Source organism: Rhizobium sp. C104, from assembly GCF_022354505.1.
GTDB lineage: Bacteria > Pseudomonadota > Alphaproteobacteria > Rhizobiales > Rhizobiaceae > Rhizobium > Rhizobium redzepovicii.
This window is the reverse complement of the sequence record NZ_CP092348.1, coordinates 1,145,494-1,168,395: the sequence shown is the minus strand read 5'-3', so window position 1 is coordinate 1,168,395 and position 22,902 is coordinate 1,145,494. Positions and strand designations below refer to the sequence as shown.

At 61.4% G+C, this 22,902-nt stretch carries 17 protein-coding genes, 2 pseudogenes and 1 riboswitch; of the genes and pseudogenes, 8 read left to right on the top strand and 11 right to left on the bottom strand.

What is annotated here, in order from left to right; genetic code table 11:
* Positions 1-4: 4 nt before the first annotated feature.
* The 5 genes and pseudogenes from MF410_RS06930 to MF410_RS06910 all read right to left on the bottom strand — a co-directional run bounded on the left by MF410_RS06930 (position 5) and on the right by MF410_RS06910 (position 5,442).
* A pseudogene (locus tag MF410_RS06930) lies at positions 5-1,259 on the bottom strand (sensor domain-containing diguanylate cyclase).
* Between the two features lie 147 nt (positions 1,260-1,406).
* Complete coding sequence (locus MF410_RS06925) at positions 1,407-2,018, bottom strand: ABC-type transport auxiliary lipoprotein family protein (protein WP_131711013.1); 612 nt, start codon at positions 2,016-2,018, stop codon at positions 1,407-1,409.
* Between the two features lie 24 nt (positions 2,019-2,042).
* Positions 2,043-3,414 (bottom strand): annotated as a pseudogene (locus MF410_RS06920) (MlaD family protein).
* A gap of 8 nt (positions 3,415-3,422) precedes the next feature.
* Positions 3,423-4,271, bottom strand: a complete 849-nt coding sequence (locus tag MF410_RS06915; RefSeq protein ID WP_097628567.1) for an ABC transporter ATP-binding protein — start codon at positions 4,269-4,271, stop codon at positions 3,423-3,425.
* A 1-nt stretch (position 4,272) separates the two neighbouring features.
* The gene (locus MF410_RS06910) at positions 4,273-5,442 is read right to left on the bottom strand and encodes an MlaE family lipid ABC transporter permease subunit (RefSeq protein WP_179867166.1); all 1,170 of its coding nucleotides are present in this window, start codon (positions 5,440-5,442) and stop codon (positions 4,273-4,275) included.
* Positions 5,443-5,541: 99 nt separating this feature from the next.
* Between MF410_RS06910 and dgcA the strand changes: the two genes are divergently transcribed.
* On the top strand, positions 5,542-6,525 hold the full coding sequence (dgcA, locus tag MF410_RS06905; RefSeq protein ID WP_131711015.1) for an N-acetyl-D-Glu racemase DgcA: 984 nt from the start codon (positions 5,542-5,544) through the stop codon (positions 6,523-6,525).
* On the opposite strand, the gene MF410_RS06900 is transcribed toward dgcA, so the two are convergent.
* Positions 6,477-7,694: an MFS transporter gene (locus tag MF410_RS06900; RefSeq protein ID WP_097628564.1), complete on the bottom strand. Its 1,218-nt coding sequence runs from the start codon at positions 7,692-7,694 to the stop codon at positions 6,477-6,479. The two genes, dgcA and MF410_RS06900, sit on opposite strands and share 49 nt — an antisense overlap.
* 158 nt (positions 7,695-7,852) lie before the next feature.
* Complete coding sequence (locus tag MF410_RS06895; protein WP_131711016.1) at positions 7,853-8,665, bottom strand: UDP-2,3-diacylglucosamine diphosphatase; 813 nt, start codon at positions 8,663-8,665, stop codon at positions 7,853-7,855.
* A gap of 172 nt (positions 8,666-8,837) precedes the next feature.
* On the opposite strand from MF410_RS06895, the gene MF410_RS06890 reads away from it, so the two are divergent.
* Complete coding sequence (locus MF410_RS06890; protein WP_097628652.1) at positions 8,838-9,587, top strand: phosphoglycerate mutase family protein; 750 nt, start codon at positions 8,838-8,840, stop codon at positions 9,585-9,587.
* 97 nt (positions 9,588-9,684) lie between these two features.
* Here the strand turns inward: MF410_RS06890 and MF410_RS06885 are convergent, their stop codons facing one another.
* Positions 9,685-11,124, bottom strand: coding sequence for an FAD-binding oxidoreductase (locus tag MF410_RS06885; protein ID WP_097628562.1), 1,440 nt, complete (start codon positions 11,122-11,124; stop codon positions 9,685-9,687).
* Positions 11,125-11,339: 215 nt separating this feature from the next.
* Here MF410_RS06885 and MF410_RS06880 point away from each other — a divergent pair, with 215 nt between their 5' ends.
* The gene (locus MF410_RS06880) at positions 11,340-13,652 is read left to right on the top strand and encodes an NADP-dependent malic enzyme (RefSeq protein ID WP_131711017.1); all 2,313 of its coding nucleotides are present in this window, start codon (positions 11,340-11,342) and stop codon (positions 13,650-13,652) included.
* Positions 13,653-13,669: 17 nt separating this feature from the next.
* Here the strand turns inward: MF410_RS06880 and MF410_RS06875 are convergent, their stop codons facing one another.
* Positions 13,670-14,203, bottom strand: coding sequence for a ribonuclease H (locus MF410_RS06875; protein ID WP_097628561.1), 534 nt, complete (start codon positions 14,201-14,203; stop codon positions 13,670-13,672).
* A 153-nt stretch (positions 14,204-14,356) separates the two neighbouring features.
* Here MF410_RS06875 and MF410_RS06870 point away from each other — a divergent pair, with 153 nt between their 5' ends.
* Complete coding sequence (locus tag MF410_RS06870) at positions 14,357-15,448, top strand: DUF2865 domain-containing protein (protein ID WP_097628560.1); 1,092 nt, start codon at positions 14,357-14,359, stop codon at positions 15,446-15,448.
* Between the two features lie 3 nt (positions 15,449-15,451).
* Here MF410_RS06870 and bluB read toward each other — a convergent pair whose 3' ends face one another.
* Positions 15,452-16,141, bottom strand: coding sequence for a 5,6-dimethylbenzimidazole synthase (gene bluB / locus MF410_RS06865; RefSeq protein ID WP_097628559.1), 690 nt, complete (start codon positions 16,139-16,141; stop codon positions 15,452-15,454).
* Positions 16,142-16,182: 41 nt separating this feature from the next.
* Positions 16,183-16,370: riboswitch (cobalamin riboswitch) on the bottom strand.
* A 170-nt stretch (positions 16,371-16,540) separates the two neighbouring features.
* On the opposite strand from bluB, the gene MF410_RS06860 reads away from it, so the two are divergent.
* From MF410_RS06860 to MF410_RS06845, 4 genes are all read left to right on the top strand, one after another.
* A complete protein-coding gene (locus tag MF410_RS06860) occupies positions 16,541-17,947 on the top strand; it encodes an MFS transporter (protein WP_097628558.1) in 1,407 nt (468 codons plus the stop codon).
* Between the two features lie 200 nt (positions 17,948-18,147).
* The gene (locus MF410_RS06855) at positions 18,148-20,022 is read left to right on the top strand and encodes a HAMP domain-containing methyl-accepting chemotaxis protein (RefSeq protein ID WP_097628557.1); all 1,875 of its coding nucleotides are present in this window, start codon (positions 18,148-18,150) and stop codon (positions 20,020-20,022) included.
* A gap of 62 nt (positions 20,023-20,084) precedes the next feature.
* Positions 20,085-20,666, top strand: a complete 582-nt coding sequence (locus tag MF410_RS06850; protein WP_097628556.1) for a hypothetical protein — start codon at positions 20,085-20,087, stop codon at positions 20,664-20,666.
* A gap of 309 nt (positions 20,667-20,975) precedes the next feature.
* Complete coding sequence (locus MF410_RS06845) at positions 20,976-22,043, top strand: 3-deoxy-7-phosphoheptulonate synthase (protein WP_097628555.1); 1,068 nt, start codon at positions 20,976-20,978, stop codon at positions 22,041-22,043.
* Between the two features lie 163 nt (positions 22,044-22,206).
* On the opposite strand, the gene MF410_RS06840 is transcribed toward MF410_RS06845, so the two are convergent.
* A complete protein-coding gene (locus MF410_RS06840; protein ID WP_239620288.1) occupies positions 22,207-22,395 on the bottom strand; it encodes a hypothetical protein in 189 nt (62 codons plus the stop codon).
* Positions 22,396-22,902 lie beyond the last annotated feature (507 nt).

Sequence of the window (22,902 nt, the reverse complement as noted above, 5' to 3'; positions counted from 1 at the left end):
TATTCTATCTGAAAGCCACTTCCAGGTGTTGCCGGTCCTGGGCGATCACCCGGCAATTCGTTTCGAATCCTTCTCCCTTGATGGCAAGAATGAACTCGGAAGGAATGCCGGCCGAACTGGACACCGAAATGCCGGCGCTTTCCGAGCCGATGGATTTGACGGTGCAGTCGATGGTCGAGCGTCGATCGTTGAACAGGATCGAACCTGCCTTCAGCACCCGCCGCCGCGCACCAATTGCGTGATCGGCGTGGATGGAACTCCATGACACGCAACGATTTCGTCCCGCATGTTTGGCCTGATACATCGCGGCATCCGCCTGAGCCAACAGCGTCTCGATCTCCTTGCTGACGATCGAAAGCGCCGACGTTCCGAAGCTCGCCGTGACATTCAAAGAACCGTGATCACCGCGAATGGGCTGCGCGGCGATGGCGGCTCTGAGCTTTTCGGCGACGGCGAAAGCCCCTTCCCGGTCGACATGCGGCAGGACGACGGCAAATTCCTCGCCTCCGATACGCCCGAACAGATCGCCGGCGCGAAGGGTCGCCTTGCAAATCGAGGCAACCGCCTTGAGAACCGCATCTCCCGCGGCATGCCCATAGGTATCGTTCACCTTCTTGAAATGGTCGATATCGAAGGCGATGCAGGACAGGTCATGCTGGTGCCGCAAAGCGAGCGAAATCAGCTGATCGGCTTCCTGCTTGAAAGCGCGCCGTGTCATCGCCTCGGTCAGACTGTCGGTGGCGGCCGACTGTACGAGCTCGATGCGGTCCATCGCCGCCCCCGCCAGTTCCTGGAGAATGTCGAGATCTCTGCTGCCGAACGATCTCGGCCGGCGGTCGATCGCGCAGACCGTTCCGATCAAATGCCCGGCCTTCGTTCTCAACGGCACGCCGGCATAAAAGCGGATATGGTCTTCGCCGGTCACCGCAGAATGTTTTGAAAAGCGCGCGTCCTTGGTCGCATCCTGCACGATAACGGGTTCGTCGCAGTCCACCACGCAGCGGCAGAATGTGTCGTCGAGCGACACTTCGTCGGCGGAGAGGCCGGAACAGGCCTTGTACCATTGCCGGTGCGCATCGATCAGGGAAACGATGCCGATGTCGATGGAAAAGATTTGCTTTATCAGGCGGACGATCCGCTCAAAACCTTCGTCCCGCGGCGTGTCGAGAAGATCGAGACTGCTGCAGCGCAGCCAGGCGGTCGTTATCGCGCTGGATCGCCTCCGACGACGACTTTCCGAATACTCTTACGACCACCATGCAGCATGCCTCCTGACAGCGATAACATGATGCGTTCCACAAATTCGTGAAGAATTTGAATACGATGACAGCCCCGACTTCATGGAGCCGCATATTTTTCAGAATCGGCAACCCTTGATGTCGACGCAGCGGTCGCCAAACGCCATCTCAGATTGAACGCAGCGTCCAGTTGACGATCTCGGAGACAACCGTGGAGAAGGCGCGGTCTAGGCCCTTGACGAAGCCGGCATTGTCGCCGCCGGCCGGCGCCATGGCGCGGAACACCTTTTGTGCGCGCACCGAGCCGTTGCGGTCGTTGAGGATCTTGGCGGAGATTTCGACCACCGCCTGATTGCCGTTGGAAGCGTCGATCTCGAAGGAGCGAATATCGGTGACGACCTGATAGTCGATCGCCAGTCCCTGCCCCGGTATGCCGACGCCACCGAGTTTGCCGGAGTTCTCGAAGGCTTCCACCAGTTTCGACTGCACCATGCGCGGCAGCTTGTCGCCCCATTGCGCCCGCGAGAGATACTGAATTTCCGAAGGCGAAACGCGGATGACGATCTGCTCGCTGCCGATCGCACTCAGCGCCGTTGGCGAAGCGATCAGGATCTGGCGAGATTTGGCCGCGGGTCCGTCACCGTCAGCGGCGGCGGATAGGTCATAGGTATCGTTCTTGGCCGCGGTGCCGCACCCCGAAAGGATCAGCGCCGTCAGCGGCAGCGCGATCACCGTTCCCCTGATCCATGAACGGCGCGACAAGAGATGCGATGCGACCATATTAGGCTACTCCTGACTTCCCAGTTAACGCCGCGTCCGGCCGTCATATTGCTTGACCGTGTCCCCGCCGAAGATCAGGCGTTGCGGATTGCGGTCGAAGTTGGTGATCGTGTCGTTGAGATTGTTGACGGTTCCGCGCATGTCGTTGACGAGAGTCTGCACGTCGCGCAAGCCGCCGCTGGAGAATTTCTGCAGATTGTCGGCGATCGGCCCGATGCGTGCATTCAGATTGTCGGCGACCTTCTTGAAGGATTCCAGCGTATCGCGCGCTTGTGCGAACATCGATTGTGTATTGTCGGTGCCGAGCAGCGCATCGACTTTGATGAGAATGCCGTCGATGCGGGTCGAGGCCGAATTCAGCTTGTTGGCAAGCTGCGAGACGTCCTGGATCGTCTGGTCGATATCTTTCTGGCGCGACGAAACCGTGTTTGCGACATCCCGGATCGAGGCAACGGCTGCACGCGCATCCTTGGTCGCCTGCGCGATGTCGTCGACAGAGCCCTTCACCTTGGCGGGGTCGATCTGGGCGACGAGCGTGTCGACGCGGTCGAGCGTCGCCTGGGCCTGCTTGCCGAAATCGTTGAAGGTGGTGGCCGTCTGGTCGAACTTCTGGATCGCCCCCTTCAGATCTCCAGAGGCATCGGCGACATTGGCAGTGATCTTTTCGGCGTTGGAAACGATATTGTCGATTTTCTGGGCGTCGACCGCCTTGACCAGCGATTCCACCGCTTGAAGCGTCGAATCGACACGGCCGGAGACCGCCTTCACCGTATTCGACAGCTCGCCGACGCTCTGTAGGAAGGCGTCGATATTGCCGGAATTCTTGGCAAGCGCATCCGAGAAGGTCTCGGCATTCTTGAACGTCTGAGTGAGGGGCGCGCGTGAAATCTTCGATGAATCCCTGAAGTTCGCCGACCGCGTCATTGGCGCGATCGAGGATCTTGTCAGCGGTCGCCAGTAGATTGGTGACGCTCGACTGATCGGCGACGATGACGGCGCGTTTGCCGTTGTCGATCGCATGCTGGAGGATGCTTTCCTCGCCCTTGCGGCCGCCCGACAGTTCGATATAGGCAGCCCCGGTCAGGCCCTGAATTTCAAGAGCAGCCTTGGTCGACGGATAGATCGGCGCATCGGTGCGCACCTGGGTGAACGCCAGTGAATATTGCGGATCGTCGGCATCGATCGACAGGGTCTGCACCGAGCCGATCTGAATGCCGTTGAAGCGCACCGGCGAGCCGACGCTGAGGCCGTTGGCCGAACCCGGAATACGCACGATCAGCTCGGTCATCGGGCCGCCACGGCCATATTCGGCCATCCAGTAGACGAAGCCGAAGGCAGCCGCGATCACCAACACCGTGAAAAAACCGACAATCGTGTAATTGGCTTTGGTTTCCATTTATCCGATCACTTCCCGCTGCTGCCGTGCCGCGCGCCATCATCCTGCGGCACGATCGCCCGTGCCCGTTTACCCTTGAAATAGGCCTGCACCCAGGGATCGTCATAGGCCAGCATGTCGTCGATCGTGCCTTCCACCATTACCCGTTTCTTTCCGAGCACGGCAATACGGTCGCAGACCGAAAATAGGCTGTCGAGGTCATGCGTCACCATATACACGGTCAGTCCCAGACTATCGCGCAGGTTGGCGATCAGCTCGTCGAATTCGGCAGCGCCGATCGGGTCGAGACCCGAGGTCGGCTCATCCAGGAAGACGAGTTCGGGATCGAGTGCCAGCGCCCGGGCAAGGGCGGCGCGCTTGATCATGCCGCCGGACAGTTCGGACGGATATTTGTCGGCGGCATCGGCCGCGAGCCCGACCATGCGGATCTTCAGATGCGCCAGTTCGTCCATCAGCGAGCGCGGCAGGTCGAGATATTCGCGCATCGGCACCTGGATGTTTTCCTTGACCGTCAGCGACGAGAACAGCGCCCCCTGCTGAAACAGCACGCCGAGCCGCATGTCGAGCGCGTTGCGCTGCGGCTCATCGAGTTCGTCGAAATCCTGGCCGAGGATCTTGATCGTGCCGGAACGCCGCGGCAGCAGCCGGAGCACAGTGCGCATCAGCACCGATTTGCCGGTGCCCGACGCGCCGACGAAGCCGAGGATCTCGCCGCGATAGATATTCAGGTTGAGATTGTCGAGCACCACTTTGGAGCCGAAGGCAACGGTGACGTCGCGCGCCGAGAGCACGATGTCCCTCTCGTTCTTGTCGTCCCTGTCTTCCGTATCGATCGGTTTTTCCACGCGATTCGCCATGCTAGAAGTCGATCGCTGCATAGAACATCGCAAAAAGCCCGTCCATCAGGATGACCACGAAAATCGCCTTCACCACCGCAGCCGTCACATGCTGGCCGAGCGATTCCGCGCTGCCGCCGACCTTGAGCCCTTCGACGGCGGCGACGATGCCGATGACCAGCGCCATGAACGGCGCCTTGATCATGCCGGAGAGCACCGTCGACAGCGTGACCGCCTCGTGCAGGCGCGACAGGAAGTTGGCGAAGGTGATGCCGGAATAGCCCCAGGCGACGGCGGCCGCGCCGGCGAGCGAGGCGAAATTCGCCAGCACCGTCAAAAGCGGCAGCGCGATGGTCAGCGCCACCAGCCGCGGGAAGATCAGCACGCCGATCGGGTTCAGTCCCATCACCTTCAGCGCGTCGATCTCCTCGCGCATCTTCATTGAGCCGATTTCGGCGGTGATCGCGCTGCCCGAACGGCCGGCGATCATGATCGAGGTCAACAGCACGCCGATTTCGCGCAATTGCAGGATGCCGACGAGATCGACGACGAAGACTTCAGCACCGAAGTAGCGCAGTTGGAAGGCGCCCTGCTGGGCAATGATCGCCCCGATCAGAAATGACATCAGAAGAATGATCGGAACGGCGCGAACACCCATGTGGTCGATCTGGTTGACGATCGAGGCCGGGGAAACGCCGCTGCCGCGGCCGAACTTCATCTGCGCGCCGCGCACTGCCGAACCGAGGATATACATGGCGGCGGCAAAATTGTCCCAGATGTCGTAGGTCATCCTGCCGATCGGCGCGAGGACGCGCGCGGCAAGCGAGACCTTCTCTTTCTGCTCCGGCTCCGGTTTGGCCGGCTCCTCGGAAAACATCTCCAGCATTTCATCGATATGCGGATTGGTGCCTTCGAAGCGGACGGTTCGGCCGGCAGCCTCCTCTTCCTTCTTCAGCCGGCACAGCAGCCAGATCCCAGCCGTATCGATATCGGTGATGTCGGAGAGATCGACCGTCAGGTCCCCGGCCTTCTGATGCAGCAGCTTCTCGAAGTCGCGCAGCACGAAATGCACATAGGCGCTGCGCCAGTTGCCCTTGAGACGCACATGCTGCCCCGAACCACCGGATTGGTCGTCCACGTCAAGTGAGGCAACGTTGCGATTTTCGGCGTTCAAGATACTTATGTCTTTCAAGGCTTAAGGGCGACATTGCCGACTCGGCGGATCCTTTGCCGCCCGGCGCGTCAATATACAGAAGCAACGTGCGATTTCCATGCTCACAGGACAGCAATAATGCCGCGCACCCTCAATATCCAGATGAATTCCTTTCCGATTGCCGGAGCCTTCACTATCTCGCGCGGCGCCAAGACCGAGGCCGAGGTGATTACCTGTACGCTCGCCGAAGACGCTGCGCGGGGGCTTGGCGAATGCGTGCCTTATCGCCGCTACGGCGAGACCATGGAGAGCGTGTTCGCCCAGATCGAAGCCGCGCGTCCGCTGGTCGAGGCCGGGATCTCGCGCCGCGACCTGTTGTCGGCGATGCCGCCTGGCGCTGCCCGCAATGCCGTCGATTGCGCCCTTTGGGACCTCGAGGCCAAACGAACGGGTGAAAGCGTTGCGACCCGCCTCGGCCTTGCCGATCTGAAGCCACTCACCACCGCCTATACCATTTCGCTCGGGGAACCGGAGGTGATGGCCGCAAAGGCGCGTGAACATGCCGGCCGCTCGCTGCTCAAGGTCAAGGTCGGCACCGGCGACGATGAAAGCCGCATCCGCGCCGTCTGCGCCGCCGCGCCCGATGCCACAATCATCCTTGACGCCAATGAGGGCTGGCCGGAAGCGGTGTTGGAACGTCATCTTGATATCGCGGCGCAAGCCGGTGTGGCTCTGGTCGAGCAGCCGCTGCCGGCCGGCCGCGACGCACTGCTTGCTGAAATACGCCGCCCGCTCCTCGTCTGCGCCGACGAAAGTGTCCACCATACCGGCGATCTTGCGAGCCTTGCCGACCGCTATGACGCGATCAACATCAAGCTCGACAAGACAGGCGGCCTGACGGAAGCCCTGGCGATGAAGGCGGAAGCTGAGCGGCTTGGTTTCAGCATCATGATCGGCTGCATGGTCGGCACCTCGCTTGCCATGGCGCCGGCGGTGCTGCTCGCCCAGAATGCCGATTTCGTCGATCTCGACGGCCCGCTGCTGCTTGCCCGCGACCGCGAACCCGGCCTGCGCTACGCCGCTTCCCTGGTCTTTCCGCCCGAAAGCACGCTCTGGGGCTGAAGGTAATAGGCCGATATGACGAGGCCGAGGCCGGTAAACGCGACCAGCGCCATGACGTAATAGCTGACGACGCCGAGCCAGGCATAGAGATAACCCGACGCCAGCGTCATCAGCGCCATCGCCATGCCGACATAGAAGAAGTAGGCGCCTTGCGCCGAGGATTCCTGCGTCTCCTGCACCGTCGCCATGATCCGCCGCTGCACGCCGGTATGGACGAAGGCATAGGTGAAGCCGTGGAAACACTGCAGCAGGAAAAACCCGGCAAACCCCGCATTCATGGGAAACAGGATCCAGCGGCAGACGCTGACGGCACAGCCGAAGCGGATCAGCGTCCAAGCGTCGAAGCGCCGGTTGAGACGTTTCGACAGGAAGAACACCGTCACCTCGGAAGCAACGCCGGCGCTCCAGAGCAAGCCGACCTCCGTGCCGGAAAAGCCGAGATGATGCCAATAGATCGACGAGAACGCGTTGAGCACTGCATGGCTCGACTGCTGGATGGCGACACCGATCAAGAGCAGCAGCAAATGCGGCTCGCGCAGTCCGCTGCCGGTGGCGGCCGGAATGTTGATCGGCTGGCCACGCCGCCGCGTCGGCCCGATGCGCGGACAGAAGATCGCCATGACGACCGTCATGGCAAAGCCGAACACCATGACATCGAGCACCAATCCGCCGCCCCACCGGCTGATCAGTTGGCCACCGACCAGCGTCGAGACGATGAAGGCAATAGAGCCCCAGACGCGCATCGATCCGTAATCGAGCCCCCAGCGGCGCACACCCGAAATGACGATCGATTCGACGACGGGCACATAGGGCGCGAAGGTGGCGCCCTGCAGCGCATAGACGATCGTCACCGGCCAGAAGCTCGTCGTCCAGAAAAGCGCGATAGCCGTCAGCAGCGACAGGCTGCCTGACCAGAGCAGCACGTCGGCGCGCTCCTTCAGACGGTCGGCAATCATCGCGACGACGGGCGCCACCAGCACGCGCACCACCATCGGTATGGCAAGGATGATGCCGATCTCGTGGTCGCTGAAACTGTGGGTCGCAAGCCAGACCGGAAAGAACGGCAGAACGATGCCGTTGACGAGCAGCGGTGCGCAATAGGAAAGCGCGCTGAGCAGCCGGAAGCGCGGGGGCGCTCCCTCACTCGGGGAATGTTGGGCGGGAATCATTGGTGGACCTGAAGGAAACTGGTCGTTGTCCTAACACACCACCCTGGAGGCGCCTATTGCGAGAAATAGCCCTACTGAAACGTTTTAGAAAATAAATACAGCCTGTCGCCCGACGGTAACGGGTAAGTCGGTGGAGTGCGGACGCGCCGATGCCGAAATCAGGCCGCCTGCGGGGCCAGTTCGCCTTCATCGTGCATTTCAATGGCGGAAAGCGTCGGCACGCTGCTGGCGAGCGCTCGCCAGGTGATCAGTTCGAAGGCGCCATCCTCATGTTCGGCGACCGCCGTGCAGCTTTCCACCCAATCGCCCGTATTGATGTAGCGGATGCCGTCCATGTCCTGGATGATGGCGTGATGGATGTGTCCGCAGATGACACCGTCGGCGCCGTTTTTGCGAGCTTCCTCCGCCACGACGCGCTCGAACTCGCCGATGAAGTTGACGGCATGTTTGACCTGCAGCTTCGCCCAGGCCGAAAACGACCAATAGGGCATACCGAGGCGGCGGCGCACGGCCGCGAGCAGGAGGTTGATGCGGATCGCCGTATCGTAGGCCCAGTCGCCGAGATAGGCGAGCAGGCGGGCGTTGCGGACGACGACGTCGAATTCGTCGCCGTGCAGGATCAGATATTTCTTGCCGTCGGCGCCGTTATGCATCATGCGCTCGACAACCTCGATGCCGCCGAAATGCATGCCCGGGAAGTCGCGCAGAAATTCGTCGTGATTGCCGGGAATATAGACGACGCGCGTGCCCTTGCGCGCCTTGCGCAACAGCTTCTGGACCACGTCGTTGCAGACCTGCGGCCAGTACCAGCTGCGCTTCAGGCGCCAGCCGTCGACGATGTCGCCGACGAGCACGATCGTATCGGCCTCGTGGTGGCGCAGGAAATCCAGGAGGAAATCAGCCTTCGCGGCCTTCGAGCCGAGATGGACATCGGAAATGAAGAGCGTGCGGAAATGTCTGGGTTCCATCATGTCTATCACGAGCGTCGCTCATGCCCCATCTTTCATCTAGCCTTCCAAAACCAGACTCGTGTTTCAGGAAGATGACAGGTTGCGGAAAAGCCGGCGCGGTGGCGATGTTGCCCTCTCCATCGGGCACGTTCATGATGGCGGCGATTCCAGATCCGACACTGCGGGATGGCTGATGCGCCTCTTTCTCGTTCGCCACGGCGAATCTCTCGGCAACCTCAACGAACAGGCCTATCGCCAATTCGGTGATCACAACGTGCCGCTGACACAGTGGGGCCACCGTCAGGCGGTCGAAGCCGGCAGCGCCATCGCCTCCTATCTGAAGGCATTGCCACGCGCCGATTTCGGCAAGCTGCAGATCTGGTACTCACCATTCCTCAGGACACGGCAGAGCAAGGATGCCTTGCTGACAGCCTTGCCGGAAAGCTTCATCGGCGAGATCCGGGAGGATTACCTGCTGCGCGAGCAGGATTTCGGTCTTTTCACCGAAATCTATGACCATGCCGAACAGAAGCAGAAATTCCCCGAAGAATTCGAAAAATGGGCGAGGCTGCGCAGCAACAGCGGCAAGTTCTACGCGCGGCCGCCGGATGGCGAGAGCCGGGCGGATGTGGCCCAGCGGGTGCGCCTCTTCCTGCAGACCGTCATGCGCGACGCCGAAAACAGCAGCCACAACGTCGTGATCGTCGGCCATGGCGTCACCAATCGGGCAGTCGAAATGAATTTTCTCCACCGCCCCGTCGAGTGGTTCGAGCGTTCCGACAACCCCGGAAATGCCGATATCACACTGATCAAGGGGACGCGCCTGCAAGGATACGAGTCGATCCTGCTGCATCAGGCGGCCGACCGGCAGCCGGGACAGGAAAATGAACTGCGCGATGCCTATGGCGCCGACGTGACGATCGCGCCGAAACCTGAGGGATAGACCCACAAAGGGACGAATGCAAAGCATCGGCAGCAGCATCAAGCCCCTCCCTTGTCGGGAGGGGTTTTCACTGCAGCCAAGTTCCGTTTCGATCCACTCACGCAGCTCGCACAGCCGCCATCGGTTTGACGTTCTGATTCATCCGGAACAGATTGTCAGGATCATAACGCCGCTTGATTTCGGCAAGCCGGGCGTAATTGGCGCCATAGGCCATTTCCACCCGATCGGCCTCGTCATCAGGCATGAAGTTGATATAGGCGGTTCCCACGGCATGCGGCTTGGTTGCCTCGAAAAGTTCGCGCGCCCAGCCGGTGCAATTTGCATCCATCCCGGCCTCCCGCCAGCGCGCATGCACGTTCATGACGAAATGCGAACTGCGCTGCGGAAATGCGGTGGCCTCGGTGGCAATACGGCCGGCCGCGCCACCGACATGGCCGACGAATATCTCGCATTCCGGTCCCGGCAGCTTGCGCACGGCGTTGAGCAGCACCTCGATCGCCGCATCCGAGAGCGAGGCGAAATCCTGGCTCTTCCAGTAATTGCGCGCACCTGGCGTCAGCAACGGATCGAATGCCTGCTGCCAGCCGGTGAACGGCACCGGACCGACGACATCGGCAATCGGCTTTCCGATCGCTCGCAATCTTTCCGTCGCTTTTTCTCCCGCCGCGATATCTCCGCAATAGCACATGGCGAGCACCACGACCTCCTTGCCGTGCCACTCGGCCGGAAGGAAGGGCAGCGGCGGCGCCTGGCGCATCACCACCCAGCAGGTCAGTTCATCGGGTGCGGCTTCCAGCGCCTGCCGATATTCCCGCAGCACTCTCTCCGCGTCAGCGAAGGGATGTACGACCAGCCCGGCAAGAACATCGGAATGCAGCGGGTTCAGCTGAAACTCGAAGGAGGTGACGACACCGAAATTGCCGCCGCCGCCGCGCAAGGCCCAGAAGAGGTCCGGCCTTTCCGTCTCGCTCGCCTTGACCAGTTCCCCATCGGCCGTCACCACATCGACCGAGACCAGATTGTCGATCGTCAGCCCGAATTTGCGGGTCAGCCAGCCAAAGCCGCCGCCAAGCGTCAGGCCGGCGATGCCGGTGGTGGAATTGATGCCGGTCGGCAGCACCAGCCCGAAGGCCAGCGTTTCCTGGTCGACATCGGCAAGCGTTGCCCCCGGCTCGATCCTGGCGCGGCGCGTCTCCGGGTCGACCCGCACCGATTTCATCGCCGACAGGTCGATGACGACGCCGCCCTCGCAGACCGCGTTGCCGGCAATGCCGTGCCCACCGCCGCGCACCGAAACGAGAAGATTGTTGTCGCGGGCAAACCGCACCGCGCGCATGACATCTGCAGCACCGGCGCAACGCGCGATAAGCCCGGGCCGCCGGTCGATCATCGCATTCCAGATCGACCGCGCCTCGTTGTAATCCAGATCCTTGCCGGTTAGGAGCTTGCCGCGAAATCCGGCAGAAAATGCATCAATGGCCACATCATTGACCATCGTCTGCCCCTTTTGCAGGGTCGTCAGGTTCAAATTGTCCATGATTTCCTCCATGCGACCGGCGCCCCGCACCGTCGCGGCGGCATATTGCGCCTGCGGTGATCGCCAAACAAGTTTTCCAAAAGGATTAGCTAATCGCCTGAAGCCACCGGGCGCCCACTTCTCGAAAACTTCGCCCATCCCCCATTTCCATACTGTCGCCCGTATCCGATTGATGTATGGAGGGAACTCCCAAAAAGACGTGCACGGAGGCGGCAATGGATAACCAGGAAAAATCCAAGACGGACAAGAACCTGACAAGCGGCGATCTCGACGAGCAGGCGCTGTTTTTCCACCGCTATCCCCGTCCCGGCAAGCTGGAGATCCAGGCAACCAAGCCGCTCGGCAACCAGCGCGACCTGGCGCTCGCCTATTCGCCGGGCGTTGCCGCCCCTTGCCTTGCCATCCGCGACAATCCTGAGATGGCGGCTGAATATACCTCGCGCGCCAATCTCGTCGCCGTCATCTCCAACGGCACCGCCGTGCTCGGCCTCGGAAATATCGGTCCGCTGGCCTCGAAGCCGGTGATGGAGGGCAAGGCCGTGCTCTTCAAGAAGTTCGCCGGCATCGATGTCTTCGATATCGAGATCGACGCGGCAAGCGTCGAGCAGATGGTCTCGACCGTCAGCTCGCTGGAGCCGACCTTCGGCGGCATCAATCTCGAAGACATCAAGGCGCCGGAATGTTTCGAGGTCGAGCGACGCCTGCGCGAGAAGATGAAGATCCCGGTCTTTCACGACGACCAGCACGGCACGGCGATCATCGTCGCCGCCGCGATCCTGAACGGGCTGGAACTTGCCGGCAAGGCGATCGAGAACGTCAAGATCGTCGCCTCCGGCGCCGGGGCCGCCGCCCTTGCCTGCCTCAACCTGCTGGTCATTCTCGGCGCAAAACGCGAAAACATCTGGGTCCACGATCTCGAAGGCCTCGTCTATGAGGGCCGCACCGAGCTGATGGACGAATGGAAATCCGTCTACGCCCAGAAGAGCGACACGCGCACGCTCGCCGAAAATATCGGCGGCGCCGACGTCTTCCTCGGCCTGTCGGCCGCCGGCGTGCTGAAGCCGGAGCTGCTGGCGCAGATGGCCGACAAGCCGCTGATCATGGCGCTCGCCAATCCGACGCCCGAAATCATGCCTGGTCTTGCCCGTGCCGCTCGCCCCGACGCGATGATCTGCACCGGCCGCTCGGATTTCGCCAACCAGGTCAACAACGTCCTCTGCTTCCCCTATATCTTCCGCGGCGCGCTCGATTGCGGCGCCGAGACGATCAACGAGGAAATGAAGATGGCGGCCGTGCGCGCCATCGCAGCCCTTGCCCGCGAAGAGCCGTCCGACGTCGCCGCCCGCGCCTATTCCGGCGAAACCCCGGTCTTCGGCCCGGATTACCTGATCCCCTCGCCCTTCGATCCGCGCCTGATCCTGCGCATCGCGCCTGCCGTTGCCAAGGCCGCCGAACAGAGCGGCGTGGCGCGCCGCCCGATCCAGGATTTCGACGCCTATCTCGACCAGTTGAACCGCTTCGTCTTCCGCTCCGGCTTCGTCATGAAGCCGATCTTCACCGCGGCCAAGGCCGCCGAGCGCAAGCGCGTCATCTTCTCCGAGGGCGAGGATGAGCGTGTGCTGCGCGCCGCCCAGGTGCTGCTGGAGGAAGGCCTTGCCGACCCGATCCTCATCGGCCGCCCGCAGGTCATCGAGACGCGCCTGAAGCGCTACGGTCTGCGTATCCGGCCGCTGCAGGATTTCGAAGTCATCAACCCGGAAGACGATCCGCGCTTCCGCGAATATGTCGATCTGTATTTCTCCCTCGTTGGCCGCCGCGGCGTCATTCCCGAAGCCGCCCGCACCATCGTGCGCACCAACACCACCGTCATCGGCGCACTGGCGCTGAGGCGCGGCGAAGCCGATGCGCTGATCTGCGGTCTGGAAGGCCGCTATGAAAAACATCTGCGCGACGTCCGTCAGATCATCGGCAAACGCAAGAATGTCCGCGATTTCTCCGCCCTCAGCCTGATGATCTCGCAGCGCGGCGCCACCTTCTTCACCGACACCTACGTCACCTTCAATCCGAGCGCCGAGGAGGTTGCCGAGGCAACGGTGCTGGCGGCCGAGGAAATTCGCCGTTTCGGCATCACCCCGCGCGCCGCCCTCGTCTCGCATTCCAACTTCGGCTCGCGCGAATCCGAGAGCGCCACGAAGATGCGCAACGCCCTGCAGCTCGTGCGCGAGACTGCCCCCGATCTTGAGGTCGACGGCGAAATGCATGGCGAAAGCGCCATCACCGAAGCACTGCGCAAACGCGTCATGCCGGATACGACATTGCACGACGAGGCGAACCTGCTGGTCTTCCCAAATCTCGACGCCGCCAACATCACGCTCGGCGTGGTCAAGTCGATGACGGACGGCCTGCATGTCGGCCCGATCCTGCTCGGCACCGCCCTGCCCGCCCACATCCTGGCGCCTTCAGTCACCTCCCGCGGCGTCGTCAACATGGCCGCCCTCGCCGTCGTCGAGGCATCGCAGCCGGCGTAAGCCGGTTGCCGCCAACGTCAGCCATCGGCTATCGACAGGCGTCCCCTATCCGCGAGCGCGTCCGCGCGCTCGTTGCCGGCAATCCCCGAATGTCCCTTGCACCAGGCAATGGTCACCAGGGCGTTTTGGGATAGCTGAAGATCGACGGCTTTCCAGAGGTCCGCATTGTCGATCGTTCGCCGTCGCCCATGTCCATTCGGGCTGCTTTTCTTCCAGCCGTTGTTCTTCCAGATATGTCGGCGGCTGTTGCAGCCTTTGACGGCATAGACGGAATCGGACCAGATGATCGCGGGTTCTCCGGCTGTTTGGCTGTTGATCCACATGGCGGCCCTGAGAACGGCGGTCAATTCCATGGCATTATTGCTGGAATCGTCGACGCCACCGAAGTCGGAGGCGATTTCCACCGCATCGCGATAAGCGACAAACGACCAGCCTCCATGCCCGGAACCGGGCTCATAACAACCGTCCGCGAAGAGGTGAAGGCCGTGTTGGGCTTCCGTCACGCCTGATGTCGGTGCAAAGGAAGGGATCTCGTCGGGGATGCTTGTCATTTTCACCGCGTCTCTGGCGATTGCTGGATAAGATCAGGAAAATACGCTAATATTTTCTTTGAGCTTATTAAGAGAAATCCGTTAAGGGAAAACGCGCGGCCGATTGAAGTCGCATTCGACCCACCGACCGTTTGCTCATTCCGGGACGACGCCGTGAAACGCCGAAACCTGTCTCTCGCCCTTCTCCTCGCCTTCGCAGCGCCCGCCGTCGCGCAGACCAATGCCATCTGTGAGGACCTGCGCGGCCGTCTCGCCGACCTGCCGCGCTCGATCGGCAATGGCAACGGCCCGGAAGCACGCCAATATGCCAGTGCCATGGCCGAGCAGAACCTCGAGCTTCGCAAGGTGCGTAACGATCTGCGCAACTACGGCTGCACCTCGGGCAGCATGGTGGTGATCGGCGGCGAGAATGCCGATTATTGCACCGAGCTGTCGCAGGCCGAAGGCCGGATGATCGACAATATCGCTTATCTCCAGGACCGCCGCAACGAGCTGGCCGGCCGGAACGGCGCCGATGACGACCGCCGCGAACTGATGGCCGCGCTCGACAGCAACGGCTGCAACAGCGAGAACTTCTATGCGCCTTCCGAGCGCAATGCCAACGACCCTGCCCCGAGCGTCGAGGAGCAGGCGATGCGTTCGGACACTTTCATTCCGCTCGGCGGCAAAGAGGCCGATCCGCGCTACGGCCTGCCGCGGGCCGATATGCTGTCGCCGGTCAGCACCATCTGCGTGCGCAGCTGTGACGGCGGCTTCTTCCCGATCAGTTCAAACACCACCTCGGTCGATTTCGGCCGCGACGCCCAGACCTGCGCCAAGATGTGCCCCGGCATCGAAACCCAGCTTTTCTATCGCGACGTGACGAGCACGGAAGCCTCGAACATGATCTCGGTCGCAACCGGCACGCCCTACAGCGCCATGAAGAACGCCTTCGCTTACAAAAGCCGCGCGCCCGGCGAGAAAAACGCCTGTGCCTGCAATCTCACCGCCTATTACGACGAGATGCGCGGCAAGCAGGCGATAAGCCAGCCGCCGCCACAGGGCTCGATCACCACCATCCGCACCAATCCGCCGGCGAAGGATACAGCGGCCGCCGCCGCGCCGCAGCCATCGGTTCCAGAGCGTCCCTACGACCCCACGCAGAACAAGGTCCGCCAGGTCGGCCCGCAATTCCTCGCCGGCGACCAGGGCTCGATCGACCTTGCCAATCCTGCCGCACCTGGCCCGCAGCCGCAGCAGCAGTGATCGCTACCTCTCGTTCCTTCCCCAGCCATCGTGGAAGACGAGTTCCTCAAGCGGTAGCCGCTGCCGCCAGCCTTTGACCGAGAGTTCCGGCTGGTCGTAGAGCCGGTCGACGAAACCGGCGCAGAGCCAGGCAACCGCTTCGATATGCTCGGGGATGCCGAGAATGGTCTTCAGGTCGGCTTCGTGAAAGATGCTGACCCAGCCAATGCCGATCCCTTCGGCGCGGGCCGCCAGCCAGAGATTCTGGATGGCGCAGACTGTCGAATAGCTGTCCATTCGCGGATTGTGCGTGCGCCCCAGCACCACGCTGCCGCTGCGGGTGGGATCGCAGGTTACGCAGATACCGAGCGGCGCCTCCACGATGCCTTCCAGCTTGAGGGAGCGATAGACCTGCCGCCGCTCGCCCTCAAACATCAATGCCGCTTCCTCGTTGGCCTTGGCAAAGGCATCGCGGATGCGCGCTCGCACCGTTGGACTTCTCACCAGAATGAAATTCCACGGCTGCATGAAGCCGACGGAGGGTGCGTGGTGCGCGGCGGTCAGCAGCCGTTCCACCACGTCGTCGGGCAAGGGCTCGGGCAGGAACTGGCTGCGAACGTCGCGCCGCGTCATGATCGCGTGATAGACGGCCTCGCGTTCGGCCAAGGAAAAACCGGACGCCACGGACAGGGCATCCTCATCAAAGGGTCGCATCGTCAAATCCCCAACAACGCAACCGCCCGCCGTCCGCGCGGGTTGGGTCTATCTTGCCAGGCCGGTCTTCTGACTTGGCGTCATCCGTCTGCCGCAGCCTTCCCGGCGAAAGCCAGTGGCATGATAAAGCGGCAAACGTCGGCCTTACAGCGTTGGGCACGTTTCGGTCTCGCACCGAATTCCCGATTCTCCCGCTTGAAAAGCGGGCACCTGACGGCGCATCTATTTCAGCAAACCGGCCCTGCGGCAAGCGGCCTCATGCCGCATTCACCCGTATGTGACATCGATCGCGTGGACAGGTGTGCATCGCTGCCGTAGAACCGAACAGATCCTAACCGACGCCTGTGGCGCCGCAATTTTCCTCTTTGCACCCAGTTGCCCGTGCCCCGCCTGACACCCATGATCCTTGCGGTCGCCCTGTTCATGGAACAGATGGATTCGACCGTCATCGCCACCAGCCTGCCGGCGATCGCAGCCGATCTCGGCACCTCGCCGATCGCGCTGAAGCTTGCCGTCACCAGCTATCTCGTGGCATTGGCGATCTTCATCCCGATCAGCGGCTGGATGTCGGATCGTTTCGGCGCGCGCAACATCTTCCGTATGGCGATCTTCGTCTTCATGATCGGCTCAGTCGCCTGCGCCTTTTCCAATTCGATTGCGGCCTTCGTCGTCGCGCGGCTGATCCAGGGCGCCGGCGGCTCGATGATGACGCCGGTCAGCCGTCTGCTGCTGGTCCGGGGAACGCCGCGCCACGAACTCGTCGATGCCATGGCCTGGCTGACCATCCCCGCGCTGATCGGCCCGATCATGGGGCCGCCGATCGGTGGTTTCCTCACCACCTATCTCACCTGGCACTGGATCTTCTGGATCAATGTCCCGATCGGCGTGCTCGGCATCATCCTCGTCACGCGTTTCCTGCCGGCGGTCGAGCCTCGCAGTCCACGGCCGATGGATTTTCCGGGCTTCTTCCTTTGCGGCATCGGCTTTTCTGGCTTCGTCTTCGGCCTGTCGGTGATCAGCCTGCCGGCCGTGCCCGTCATCTACGGCTATGTCACGGTGGCCGTCGGCATCCTTGCCGGCCTCCTCTATCTCCTGCATGCCCGCCGCGCGCCCTATCCGCTGCTCGATCCGAAAATGTTCCGTTATCCGATGTTCCGGGCGGCGATCCTCGGCGCCTCGAATTTCCGCATGGGCCTCGGCGCCCTGCCCTTCCTGATGCCGCTGATGCTGCAGCTCGGCTTCGGCCTGACGCCGCTGCAATCGGGCTCGGTCACCTTCGTCAGCGCGCTCGGCTCCATGGGGTCGAAATTTGCCGCTTCACGCACCTTCAATGCCTTCGGTTTCCGCACCGTGATATCGATCACCACCTTGCTGGCGGCAATCTTCCTCGGCATCAACGGCCTTTTTACCAGGGAGACGCCGCTGCCGCTGATCATGGCCTGCCTGCTGACCGGCGGCCTGTTCCGCTCCATGGCCTTCTCAGGCGTCAACGCCATGGCCTTCGGCGATGTCGGTGAGGCCGACAGCAGCCAGGCGACCGCGATCAACGCCGTTGCCCAGCGTATATCCATGGCAATGGGTGTGGCGATCGCCGGCGGCATCCTCGAAATTTCGAGCAGCCTCCACGGCGGCAGGCTTCTGGTCTCGGATTTTCACACCGCCTTCTTCAGCGTCTCGGCGATTTCGGCGCTGGCCTGCATCACCTTCCTGCGCCTGCCGCGCGATGCCGGCGCCGAACTGACGACGCGCCGCCGCAAGCACCGCCAGGCCGAGCCGGAAGAGGCCATGGCGGAAAACAGCCCTTGATCCCGCTGGCCGCCGTTTCGCTATCCCATTCCACTTTATGATTTCTTCACACATCGAAGACAGACTGCGTTTGCGCGTTTTGGGTCGCACAGGGGACATGGGCATGAGTGCTCATGCTGCGACCGCCGGCGTGGATGCCTGTATTGATAGGCTGGTCGGAAACATATCTGACCGAGCCCGCGTTTCGAGGCCCCCGCGGCATGTTCCATTTTTTGAAAACGATGCCTCTGACAGCCAAGCTGGCGGCGATTATCGTGACCGTCAACCTTTGCGGCATCTCCGCCTTTGCCACCTACACCTGGATGTACGAAACCAGGGCGTTGATCGATGGCGCCAAGGCGAACTGGTCCAAGGATGTGGAGCAGTTTGCGTCTCTGGCCGCCGGCGGCGTGAAATGGGGCAAGGCGAATGCTGTGCGCGACGCCTATTCGCTTTACCGCGACGACCCCTCGCTTGATCTTGTGCAGTTTGCCGCCTTCAACGCCGAACCTGCCGCCGTCGATACGTGGACACGTGACGGCATCAGCGGTTTGCCGGCACCCGCCGATCTCGCAAAGAGCCTCAGCACCAAGCCTGAGAAAACGACGATCGATGACAGCGGAATATCTGCCGGCGTTGTTACGATCATTGCGCCGCTTCCGTTGGATAAATCAGGCAAGGCGACCGGCTACGTCGTCACCAACTGGTCGGTCGAAAAAATCGCTGCCGAAGTCAAGCAGAAGGTCCTGATTTCGCTGCTGACGCAGTTCGTCATCACCGCCATCGCCGTTGTCGCCTTTCTTCTCGCCATGCGCAGCCTCGTCGGCCGCCCCCTCAGGGTTCTCAGCGAGCGGATCAGCGCGCTGCAGAAAGGCGATCTGGCCTCTCCCGTTACCTACAGGGAAAACGGCGACGAGATCGGTTTCCTCGCACGTGCCTTGGAAGTCTTCCGCAACGAGGCGATTGCCAAGGTCGAAAGAGAGCAGGCCGCGGCCGAGCAGAGCGCCTCATTCGACGCCGAACGGGCGCGCAACGCATCCTTGACGGAGGAAGCCAGCAATGCTCAGCGGCAGGTCATGACAGCGCTCGCAAATGAATTGGAAAAGCTCGCCGCCGGCGACTTCTCGATACACCTCGCCGATCTCGGTCCTGAATTCGATAAACTGCGGCAGGATTTCAACCGCATGGTCGAAGCGGTTGCGGCCGCATTGACCGAGATCAAGATCGCTTCAGTCGCAGTGGAAGGAGGATCGAGCGAGCTTGCCTCCTCCGCCGATCAGCTCGCCAGGCGGACCGAGCAGCAGGCAGCAGCCTTGGAACAGACCGCCGCCGCATTGGATGAGGTGACCACCACGGTCAGAATGTCATCGCAACGGGCTGAGAGTGCCGGGAAGCTGGTCGAGGAAACGAAGCGCAGCGCGCATGTCTCGGCGACCGTGGTACGCGACGCGATCGGAGCGATGGACAGGATCCAGACCTCGTCGAGCCAGATCGGCCGCATCATCGGCGTCATCGATGAAATCGCCTTCCAGACCAACCTGCTGGCGCTGAACGCTGGCGTCGAGGCGGCGCGTGCTGGCGAAGCCGGCAAGGGTTTTGCCGTCGTCGCACAGGAAGTGCGGGAACTTGCCCAGCGGTCCGCCAATGCGGCGAAGGAAATCAAAAACCTGATCAGCGTCTCCGGCCAGGAAGTGGCAGCCGGCGTCGGGCTGGTGAACGAAACCGGCGATGCCCTCTTGAAGATCGAAGAGCAGATCAACCGCATCAGCGACAGTATCGCTTCCATCGTCCAGTCCTATCGCGAACAGGCGACCGGCCTGCAGGAAATCAATGGCGCCATCAACCAGATGGATCAGGCCACCCAGCAGAACGCGGCAATGGTCGAAGAGACCAACGCGGCCTGCCAGGAGCTGCGCACACAGGGACGCCTTCTGCAGGATTCGGCCGGCAGGTTCACTGTCGCAGCCTCTGCCGCCAGCCAGCCCAAAGCCACTCAACCCGTTCGTCAATCTCGTCCGGAACAGAGGGCCTTGTCGCAGCGGCATGCGGGCAACACCGCCATCGCCGCTTCTCCCGATGCCTGGGAAGAGTTCTGACGCAAACGTCGTTCAATAAGCTTTCAATCCTCAACACCCCAAAAATCGGGAAGGGAACAGTTATGAAGAAAGTCGTGACCGCATTTCTTTTGGCCTGCACCGCAGTCGCCGTGCCTATGGGCGTATCCATGGCGCAGGATGCGAAGCTCGCCCCGATCTCCGACTACGTGACAAGCGACATAAAGCCCTGGCTGAACGATCCGGTTATCATCGAGGCCATCAAGGCGCAGAATGCCGCAAACGCCAATCTGGGCCAGGCCGATATCGACGCCCTCGACAAGAAGTGGCGCGCCGAGGTCGATGGTTCCGACCATTCGATGATTGACGGCGTGCTCGGCAATGCGCTGTCGAAATTCCTTCAGGAAAAGAAGGCTGCCTCCAATGGCAAGATTGCCGAGATCTTCGTCATGGATGCAAAGGGGCTGAATGTCGGCCAAAGCGATCCCACCTCCGACTACTGGCAGGGCGACGAAGGCAAGTTCCAGAAATCCTTCGGCGCCGGCAAGGACGCCGTCTTCGTCGACGATATCGAAAAGGACGAATCGACCCAGGCGCTGCAGTCGCAGGCAAGCGTCACGATTTCCGATGACAAGGGAACGCCGATCGGCGCCATCACCGTCGGCGTGAACGTCGACGCCCTCTGATCTCGGCTTCTCCTTCATATCGCCCTGAAGCCCCGCGCTTTTGGGCGATATGCTTTCTGCTCCCTGCGGGAAGGGTACCGCGCCCTGGTTTTTAAGCCGCAAATTCTGCGTGACAAAATGCTGCCGCGACGATACACACGCCCGATGTCGACCACTTCGATCTACGCCTCGCGATTTTATTGGTACCGCTGCTCCCAGCGGATGCGGGTCTATGCGTAACTGAAGTCGACGCGACGACAACCCGAACAGCCGCTAGTCTACCTGGCGGCTTTTTTGTTCCGCACGGTATGACCAAACAGGAGCCATACCGTGTCTGATACCATTGACGATCTCCGCATCCTCGAGATCACACCGCTGACCAAACCCGCTGATATCATCGCGGAAATCCCCCGAACCGTTGCCGTCAGCGAGACGGTAACCAGCAACCGCCATGCGATCCATAAGATTCTCGAGGGAGAAGACGACCGCCTGATCGTCGTCATCGGCCCTTGCTCCATCCATGATCCTGCTGCGGCACGCGAATATGCCGAGCGGCTGGCGGAACAGCGGCAGCGCTTCTCCAGCGATCTCGAAATCGTCATGCGCGTCTATTTCGAAAAGCCTCGCACTACGGTCGGCTGGAAGGGCTTGATGAACGACCCGCATCTCGATGGCAGCTACCGCATCGAGGAGGGGCTTCGGATTGCCAGGCGCCTGCTGCTCGACGTCAATGCCATGGGGCTGCCCGCCGGCGTCGAATTCCTCGAGACGATCACGCCGCAATACATTGCCGACCTCGTCAGTTGGGGCGCGATCGGCGCCCGCACGACGGAAAGCCAGATCCATCGCCAGCTCGCTTCCGGCCTCTCCTGCCCGATCGGCTTCAAGAACGGCACTGACGGCGGCGTCCGTGTCGCGCTCGACGCCATCCTGGCCGCCTCGCAGCCGCATCATTTCCCCGCCGTCACCAAGGACGGGCAAGCCGCCATTGCCTCGACGAAGGGCAATGAGGACTGCCACATCATCCTGCGTGGCGGCAAACAGCCGAACTATGAAGCAGCCGATGTCGAAGCTGTCGTGGGCGAAGCCGTCAAACTGGGTGTGACCCCACGCATCCTGATCGATGCCAGCCATGCCAACAGCAGCAAGGATCCCATGAACCAGCCGCGCGTCGTCAAATCCGTGGCCTCGCAGATCGCCGCCGGCAACAGGCATCTCAAGGGCATGATGATCGAGAGCAACCTCGTCGCCGGTCGCCAGGATCTCGTGCCCGGCAAACCGCTGGTCTACGGCCAGTCCATCACCGACGGCTGCATCGACTGGGACATGTCGGTCGACGTGCTCGATAATCTGGCCCACGCCGTCCGCGATCGTCGCAAGGCCGCCGTCGCGGCCTGAGCGGCTCTATCAAGCGCGGCGGGCAGATATCCCGCCGCCCATTCGCATGTCAATCTTCGTCCAAAAGATGCAGGCCCTTATCGGTCCAGAAGCCGCCCCATGGTTCCGGTTTGACCAGGCCATAGGAAGCCAGCACTTCGACCGCGTCCGCCGGTAGGGCTTTTCACGACGTGCGCCTGTGCAGGCACTTAGAGGCGACGACCATATTATAAGCGGTCACGGTTCGAATAGAGTCGAGATATTCATTATCGTCATAAACGACGTCACTCAAAAACAGGAGTGCAATCTTGTCCTGTGACTGAAGCATGATCTCCTCGTCCGGCGAAAGCGGCAGGTCATCGAAAAAGCTCATGGCATTATAATTCCTGAAGTACGTCTCGTTACCGCAAGCATATCTCATATCATTCTGTATATAGAATCTGGCGATCGGGACCGCCATCCGATTGAGAGCATGAGAGTGCTCGTATTTTCCGAGCCTCCGAAGATACTCGACCGGAAACGTGATAAACAGTAGAACAGGGCAGCAGATCATGAAGGCTAAGGTCGCGATCAATACTTTACGCACGACTGAGTAATTTCCTATTTGAAACGCTGTTAGCTGGGTCTATCTAGGCCGATTAGCATGTCAGAGTGGCGAAGGTGCTATAGAAAACGCACAAACCCACTGCCCCATCATCAAAGGATCGGCTACATCGTGCTAGAAGCGGCCTTGCTCAATTGAAAGGACCCCATAAACACGTTTAGCTAGACAACGGGGCTACCGATGCGCTTGTTGAAAATTCTGGGCGGATTTTGCCTGTCATGCCTGATTGTCTTCGTTATCGCGATAGTTTGGTCAGGCCTTGCCGCCGATGCCATG

Bases quoted from the DNA above. Each gene is read 5' to 3' on its own strand.
- MF410_RS06925 (WP_131711013.1), bottom strand. From the start codon at position 2,018: ATGGTCGCATCGCATCTCTTGTCGCGCCGTTCATGGATCAGGGGAACG.
- MF410_RS06915 (WP_097628567.1), bottom strand. From the start codon at position 4,271: ATGGCGAATCGCGTGGAAAAACCGATCGATACGGAAGACAGGGACGAC.
- dgcA (WP_131711015.1), top strand. From the start codon at position 5,542: ATGCCGCGCACCCTCAATATCCAGATGAATTCCTTTCCGATTGCCGGA.
- MF410_RS06900 (WP_097628564.1), bottom strand. From the start codon at position 7,694: ATGATTCCCGCCCAACATTCCCCGAGTGAGGGAGCGCCCCCGCGCTTC.
- MF410_RS06895 (WP_131711016.1), bottom strand. From the start codon at position 8,665: ATGATGGAACCCAGACATTTCCGCACGCTCTTCATTTCCGATGTCCAT.
- MF410_RS06890 (WP_097628652.1), top strand. From the start codon at position 8,838: ATGCGCCTCTTTCTCGTTCGCCACGGCGAATCTCTCGGCAACCTCAAC.
- MF410_RS06885 (WP_097628562.1), bottom strand. From the start codon at position 11,124: ATGGACAATTTGAACCTGACGACCCTGCAAAAGGGGCAGACGATGGTC.
- MF410_RS06880 (WP_131711017.1), top strand. From the start codon at position 11,340: ATGGATAACCAGGAAAAATCCAAGACGGACAAGAACCTGACAAGCGGC.
- MF410_RS06875 (WP_097628561.1), bottom strand. From the start codon at position 14,203: ATGACAAGCATCCCCGACGAGATCCCTTCCTTTGCACCGACATCAGGC.
- bluB (WP_097628559.1), bottom strand. From the start codon at position 16,141: ATGCGACCCTTTGATGAGGATGCCCTGTCCGTGGCGTCCGGTTTTTCC.
- MF410_RS06860 (WP_097628558.1), top strand. From the start codon at position 16,541: ATGATCCTTGCGGTCGCCCTGTTCATGGAACAGATGGATTCGACCGTC.
- MF410_RS06855 (WP_097628557.1), top strand. From the start codon at position 18,148: ATGTTCCATTTTTTGAAAACGATGCCTCTGACAGCCAAGCTGGCGGCG.
- MF410_RS06850 (WP_097628556.1), top strand. From the start codon at position 20,085: ATGAAGAAAGTCGTGACCGCATTTCTTTTGGCCTGCACCGCAGTCGCC.
- MF410_RS06840 (WP_239620288.1), bottom strand. From the start codon at position 22,395: ATGAGCTTTTTCGATGACCTGCCGCTTTCGCCGGACGAGGAGATCATG.